The 7,628-nt window shown below is 61.0% G+C and carries 3 protein-coding genes; all 3 read left to right on the forward strand.

The genetic code is table 11. The features are described from left to right. The first annotated feature begins 107 nt into the window (after positions 1 to 107). Positions 108 to 1,814 (forward strand): ShlB/FhaC/HecB family hemolysin secretion/activation protein, encoded by a 1,707-nt coding sequence (locus ACXPVS_RS19990; protein ID WP_458511468.1) that lies wholly within the window; start codon positions 108 to 110, stop codon positions 1,812 to 1,814. A gap of 25 nt (positions 1,815 to 1,839) precedes the next feature. Continuing rightward, positions 1,840 to 2,697, forward strand: coding sequence for a filamentous hemagglutinin N-terminal domain-containing protein (locus ACXPVS_RS19995; protein WP_458511469.1), 858 nt, complete (start codon positions 1,840 to 1,842; stop codon positions 2,695 to 2,697). Beyond that, positions 2,694 to 7,628, forward strand: a 4,935-nt coding sequence (locus tag ACXPVS_RS20000) for a beta strand repeat-containing protein (protein WP_458511470.1), incomplete at its 3' end; no start/stop codon positions are given. The genes ACXPVS_RS19995 and ACXPVS_RS20000, both read left to right, overlap by 4 nt.

The following is a 7,628-nucleotide window of genomic DNA, read 5'->3' on the forward strand; positions in this document are numbered from 1 at the left end:
CTTGTCGATTGCGCTTTCTGGATCCAATCATTCATTGACGCCAGAATAATGGCCATCTAATATCGCGCCACTATTGTGCTATCAGTCTCCATTTCGAGGGATCGAACATGTACCCACCCGCCCTCGTGGCGAGGTTGTGCCTGGCTTTGCTGTGCCTTTCTCCGCTGAATCTTGCTCACGCCGCCCCCACCCCCGGTGAAACCGATCTGATCCGCGAACGTCAGGATCGCCTGCTCGAAGAGCAGCGCCGGCGTCTTGAAGAGCTCAAGGAATTACCCGGCAAGGAAGCCAAACCCACGCAACCGGCGGCCCCGGCCGACGCGCGTTGCTTCCCCATCAAGGACATCGAACTCAAAGGTGCCGACAGTCTCTCCGAGAGCGAGAAAAATCGTCTGCTCAAGCCTTACATCGGCCAATGCCTGGGCGTCACCCAGCTCAACGAGTTGCTGAAAGTCATCACCGACCACTACATCGAAAAAGGCCTGGTCACCAGCCGTGCCTACTTGCCGCAGCAGGATTTGTCCGGTGGGCATTTGCAGGTGCTGGTGGTCGAAGGCAAGCTCGAAGGCTTGAAAGGCGCGGAGGGCAGCCAGCTGTCGGACCGCGAGTTGGGCATGACTTTTCCCGGCAAGACCGGCGAGTTGGTCAACCTGCGGGAAATCGAGCAACTGGTCGATCAGCTCAACCGTTTGCCATCGAATCAGGCGCAGATGGAGTTGGCGCCGGGCAAGAACGTCGGTGGCAGCGAGGTGCTGGTCAAGAACACCCCACAAAAGCCTTGGCGTGCCGGGTTGTCCCGCAGCAACGATGGCCAGCGCAGCACCGGCGAGCAGCAGTGGGGCACGACGTTTGATTGGGACAGCCCGCTGGGTTTGGCCGATCAACTGATGTTGCGCGGCGGTCGCGATGCTATGACTGATCACCAGCACACGTCCAACAACGCGCTGCTCTATTACAACCTGCCATGGGGCTGGTGGAACTTCAGTTACACCTACAGCCAGAGCGAATACCGCTCGCAGGTCGCGGCCAACGGTTACAACTTCAAGCAGACCGGCGATAGCCAGAACCATCAGTTGCGCGCCGAGCGGGTGATCCATCGCGACGCCGTGAGCAAGACCTCCCTCAGCACTGGTGTCTCTTACCTGCGCACCAACAACTTCATCGAAGACAGCAAGCTCAAGCTGAGCAGCAACCGCATCAGCGAAGCGCAGTTCGGCATCAACCACGGTCGGCGAGTTGGCAGCGCGTTCGTCAACATTGACCTCGGTATGCAGCAAGGCATCGGCGCGTTCGACGCTCAGGGCAACGGCGATCCAGGCCCCGGCGAACCGAACGCGCGCTACCGCAAATACACCGCCACCGCGAGCTACCTGCAACCGTTCAAGGTGTGGGGTGAGTCGTTCAGTTTCAGCAGCCTGATGACCGGCCAGCGCAGTGAAGACGTGCTGTTCAGCCCGCAGCGCACCAGCCTCGGCGGGCAGTCGTCGATTCGCGGTTACAAGGATCAATCCTTGTCCGGCGACAGCGGCGGTTACTGGCGCAACGACCTGCGCTGGACCCGCCCGGTGACCCTGGAATGGCTGCGTCCGGCGTTCGCCGAATACGGCACCAGCCTCGGCTACGACCAGGGCGTGATCCGTGGCGACCGCTACAACGGCGATCAGCACGGGCGCATGTCCAGCAACGCGGTGGAGCTGTTTGCTCGCGGTCAGCATGTGGCCGCCAGCGTGACCTTTGCTCATTCCCTGGAACGCCCGGACACCCTGGCCGAGCGCGAAGCACCGATTTATTTCCGCGTGGATTTCTTCCTTTAAATTCTGCTCTAGCGAGATTCAAATCATGGACGTTCGCCATCACGCCTTCCTCGCGCGCCAGCCTTCTGCGGACCTGAAAACCCGCGAACACTTCTGGGGCATGCCCAAACGCGGGTTGGCGTTCCTGTTGGCGAACGTCATGTTCTGGCAACCGATATGGGCCCAGGCCGACGGGATTGTGGTCGCCACGCCGGGCACCAGCCTCGGCCAGGCGGGCAACGGTGTACCGATTATCCAAATCGCTACGCCGAATGGCACCGGGCTGTCGCACAACCAGTTTCACGACTACAACGTCGGCAATCAGGGCGTGATCCTCAACAACGTCGCCAACCAGACCGGCGCGACGCAGTTAGGCGGCATCATCGTCGGCAACCCCAACCTGACCAACCGGATCGCGGCGCAAACGATACTCAACGAAGTCATCGGTGGCAGCCCGAGTCAGTTGCGCGGTTACACCGAAGTGGCGGGGCAGGCGGCGCGGGTGATCGTCGCCAATCCGTATGGCATCAGCTGCAACGGTTGCGGCTTCATCAACACCCCGCGCGTGACGTTGACCACCGGCAAGCCAGTGCTGGACAACGGTCGACTGGACCGCTTTCAGGTGGATCAGGGCAGCGTGTCCATCGACGGTGCCGGGTTGAATGCCAACAACGTCGACAGCTTCGAAATCATCACCCGCAGCGCGAAGATCAATGCCGAGATTCAGGCGAAGAACCTGACGATTGTGGCTGGTCGTAACGACGTCAACGCACAGACCCTCAATGCTACCGCGCGCGCCGATGACGGCAGTGTCAAACCGCAACTGGCCATCGACAGCTCGGCGTTGGGCGGCATGTATGCCGGGGCGATCAAACTGGTGGGACCGAAGCCGGGGTCGGGGTGAAACTGGCCGGCAACCTGGCCGCCAGCGGCGGTGATATCCAGATTGACGCCAGTGGGCATCTCAGCCTGGCGCAGACTTCTGCTGCGGGCGCGGTGAATGTCAAAGCAGCCAGCCTCGACGCCCAGGGACCGGTCTATGCCGGCTCTGCCCTGAATGTGCAAACCCAAGGCAACCTGACCAACCAGCAAACCCTTGCCGCAAGGGACAGCATCGCGCTGACGGCCGGTGGGGTTCTGACCAACAACGGCATCATCGAAGCCGGAGTCAACGCTGACACCAGTCGCAATGCCAGCGGCGATGTGAGCCTGACGGCGCAGAATTTCAACAACACCGGCAAAAGCGTGATCGCCAGCCGCAGCCTGACGGTGAACACGAGCCAGACCCTGAGCAACCAGGGCGGCACGTTGAGCGCTGGACAGATCGCCAACCTCACCGTCACCACCCTGGACAACCAGAACAAGGGCCGGGTGTTGAGCAGTGGCGCTCTGAACGTTATTGCTGATCAGGTAGTGAACTCGAAAGGTTTGATCACCAGTACCGGCACACTCAGCGCGACCGTCGGCCACTTGAACAACAGTCATGGCGAACTGTCGACGTTGGCCGCCGCGACGTTGCGCATGCAAACGCTGGATAACGTGGCTGGGCTGGTGAACGCCGGCAAGGCCTTGAGCATCACCGCCACGAGGGCGGTGAACAACCAGGGCGGCAAGCTGACCAGCCTCGACAGCCTGAGCTTCAACGCCGGGGCGGTCGATAACAGCGGCAACGGCCGAATCGCCAGCAACAAGGCCCTGACGGCCAGCGTCAGCAGTCTCGATCAGCACGACGGCGGGCAACTCACCAGTGGCACGTCCCTGACCCTGGATCTAAACCACGGAGCCCTGAATAACCAGAGTGGCCTGATCAATGCTCCTTTGCTGGTGCTGAAAAACCTCCAGCAGGTCGATAACCAACATGGCGAAATTTCCAGCGCCCAGGCCTTCACGCTGGCGGCCGACAGCCTGGACAACAGCAACGGCAAACTGCTCGGCAATCAGGCAGTGACCCTACGCGTGCAGCAGGCGCTGACCAATATCAAAGGCCTGATCGCTGCGGCAAATGTCGACGTACAGGCCGGCAGCCTGAACAACAACGGCGGCACCCTCACCAGTCGTACTGGCCTCGACCTTCGGGTTAATGGCCAGCTCGACAATCAGGACCAAGGGCTGATCAACGCCACCGACAACCTGAGCATCAACACCGCGAGTTTGAACAACCAGAACGGTGGTTCGTTGCTGGGTAGCGCGATTGCCATCGATTTCAGTGGCGCCATGGGCGACCTGAACAACGCCAAAGGCCTGATCACCACCACCGGACAATTGAGCATCCGCAACCTGCGGGACTTGAACAACCAGGGCGGCGAACTCTCCAGCAGTCAGAGCTACACGCTAGTGGGGCGTAACCTGGACAACAGCAACGGCAAACTCATCAGCCGTCAGCAACTGGACCTCACTGCCGATACCACCACCAACCTCAATGGCCTGATCTCCGGCTGGCAGGGTTTGAGCCTGCTGGGCGCAAGCCTGGACAACCGTAACGAGGGTACCTTATCGAGCCGTGACGGTGACGTGCTGGTAGACCTCACTGGCGCGCTGCGTAACAGCAACGCCGGGGCGCTGGTCAGTCACGGCACGCTGAAGGTCACGGCGGACAGCCTCGACAACAGTGACCAAGGCATTCTTTCCAGCGGCGATGCGCAAACCTTCGTTATTGCCGGGACATTGGATAACAGTCAGGGAGGCTTGATCGACAGCGGTGACGGTCTGGACATCCAGGCCAAAACTCTCCGCAACGCCAGCGCCACCATCAATGCGCAAAAGACCATCAGCTTCTCCGGCACCGATCTGAACAACAGTGCCGGTACTCTGGCCGGCAATGGCGCCGTCACCCTTGACCTACTCGGTACCCTGACCAATACCAGCGGCCAACTGGCGAGCAACGGCCCGCTGGTGATTCAACGCGCGTTGCAGATCGACAACCAGGGCGGCCGACTGGTTAGCCAGCGGGTGTTGAGCCTGGTAACGGGCGGCCTCGATAACCGCAATGGCGGCACCGTCGCTGCCAACGATCTATTGACGATCACGGCCAGCGGCGCTGTGCAAAACAGCGCGGACGGTCTGATTTTCAGTCGCGATGCAGGCCTGACGCTCAGCGCGGCCAGCCTCGACAACGCCAAGGGCACTCTGCAAAGCCAAGGCGATCTGACTGTCGAAACCAATACTGCCATCGATAACCAAAGCGGGCGCATCGTCGCCAAGGAAGGCAACCTCGACATCACCGCCGCCAGCCTCGACAGCCGCGGCGGTGTGCTCTCGAGCCTGCAAGGCGCCTTCAGCAGTCACATCACTGGCGTACTGCGCAACGGCTATGACCTGAACAACAACCGCCAGGGCGGGGTGATTCAGGCCCAGAGTCTGAACCTCAAGGCACTGGCCGGTATCGACAACTATGGCGGACGGATCACTGCGCAAACCGGTGACGCCATCGTCGACATGGGCACGAACGGCAACTTCGACAACCGCAACGGCGGCCTTTACGCCAAGGGCCGGGTCAGCGTCACCGGCAAAGACTTCGACAACAGCGGCGATGCCGATGGGCAGATTGCCGGGCAACAAATCGACTTGAGCCTGCGCGGTGCATTAAACAACCGTCTGGGCATCATCGAAAGCGAAAGCACCCTGACCATCACGGCAGCGAGCCTCGACAACCAGACTGGCCAATTGCGCGCATTGGGCAGCACTGGCAAAACCGCCTTCACCATCGGCGGCGTGTTCGACAACCGCAACGGGATCGTTGAAAGCGCCAACAGCGACCTGAGCCTCGGCGCCGGTGGTTTGCTGAACGTCGGCGGCAACGTGCTGCACGTCGGCACCGGTATCTTCGACATTGCTACCGGACAACTGGGCAGTGCCGGCGGCAGCTTCGTCACTCGCGGTGGCCTGACCCTGAGCGCTGACGGCTGGACCAACAGCAGCGTGATTCAGGCTGATCGCCTGACCGTCAACATCAACAACCTTAATCAGACGGCCAATGGTCAGCTCTTGGCTGTCAGCCGACTGACCGGTAGCGGCGGTAACTGGAACAACGATGGCCTGATCGCGAGTGACGGCAGACTGAACCTGACGCTCGGTGGCACGTACTCGGGCAATGGCCGGGTCAGTAGCCTGGGCGCGCTCGGCGTAAGTGCTGCACAACTGAACCTCAGCGCGGTCGCCAGCATTGCCGGTGGGGGGGACACCTCCGTATCAGTGGGTGGCCAACTGAACAACGCCGGTCGCTTGACGTCGGCTGCCAACCTGACCGTGAACGCCGGCGGCCTCTATAACACGGGAACCCTGGGCAGTGGTCAAGCGCTGACCGTGACCACCGGCTCGCTGGTCAATGATCACGGGCTGATCTTCAGCGGCGGCAACATGGGCCTGCGGGTCAATGCGCTGAACAACAGCTACGCCAACATCTACAGCCTGGGCAACCTCACGATTGACCGTAACGGGCAAGGCGCCCAGGCCGACAGCATCGTCAACAGTTCGGCGTCGATTCAAAGCGACGGCAGCATGAGCCTGGCGGCGAGCACGATTCAGAACATCCGCGCCGTGCTGACTACCAACAACCAGGGCATTTACACCGCCCGGATTGGTGAGATCGAGTGTATCGAAGGGGTCAATGCCGGTGACTGCAGCGGCAAGCAAAACCACGTGTGGGAGATCGTGCAGCGCGACAAATTTGAAGTCACCGCTGCCAGTGCCGCTTCAAGTATCACGGCGGGCGGCAATCTGAGCGTCAACGGCGGCGACCTGCTGAACCAGAGCAGCACCATCGCCTCCGGCGGCAATCTGACGGCTTCGCTGGTCAACCTGACCAACAGCGGTATCCAGACTGGCGAAACCGAAACCACCCGAGTATTTCGCTCCGAACGAACCCGCAACGCAGGCGGGTTGTACAACGCGGCCGGTAATTTTACCGACCAGTACTGGTTCGAAAGCGCGGGCTACACCCCCAATGATCTGGGCGGTCTTGAGGCCGGAATGGCCAATTTTATCGGCATGACCGAAGCTGAACTGCCTCAGTTCGGCACGACCACAAAAATTTCCTCCGGCGACCAAAGCTACGCCGCCGTGATCCAGGCCGCCGGTGCGGTCAACATCAACGCCCAGAACAACATCGACAACAGCGTCGTACGCCCTGGCTACACCTACGTGGGCAGTGGTCCCCGCACGGGCACCGGTGCTTCGGGCAGCCAGTTCTCCACCCGCATCACCCTGAACCAACAACTACCGCCGGACCTGGCGCAACAGCAGGTCAACCCGGTCAGCCTGCCCGGCTTCAGCCTGCCCACCGGCCAGAACGGCCTGTTCCGTTTGAGTCAGGAAGGCAGTGCAAACCCGACCGGTACCGGCCCGCAGAGCTGGAACCTCACAGGGGCCACCGTCACCTCATCTGCTAGTGCCCCATTCACCATCAATCGCGTGCAGGGCCTGCCGAGCAATGCCGGCAAATCCCAGCCACACAAGTACCTGATCGAAACCAACCCGGTACTCACCGACCTCAAGCAATTCATGAGCTCGGATTATCTGTTGTCGAACCTGGGTTACGACCCCGACCAAAGCGCCAAGCGCCTGGGCGATGGCCTTTATGAACAACGCCTGATCCAGCAAGCCGTGGTCGCCCGCACCGGCCAACGCTTCATCGACGGCCAGACCAGCGACGAAGGCTTGTTCAAATACCTGATGAACAACGCCATCGCCAGCAAACAGGAACTCAACCTGTCGCTGGGCGTCAGCCTGACCTCCGAACAAGTCGCGGCCCTGACCCACGACATTGTCTGGATGGAAAACGCCGAAGTGAACGGCGAGCAAGTGCTGGTGCCAGTGCTGTACCTGGCCAACGCCAAC

The organism is Pseudomonas sp. Ma2-10 (assembly GCF_054330215.1).

What these genes read in the sequence shown, in the direction of transcription:
- ACXPVS_RS19995 (WP_458511469.1), top strand. Translation starts at nt 1,840, where the DNA reads ATGGACGTTCGCCATCACGCCTTCCTCGCGCGCCAGCCTTCTGCGGAC.
- ACXPVS_RS19990 (WP_458511468.1), top strand. Translation starts at nt 108, where the DNA reads ATGTACCCACCCGCCCTCGTGGCGAGGTTGTGCCTGGCTTTGCTGTGC.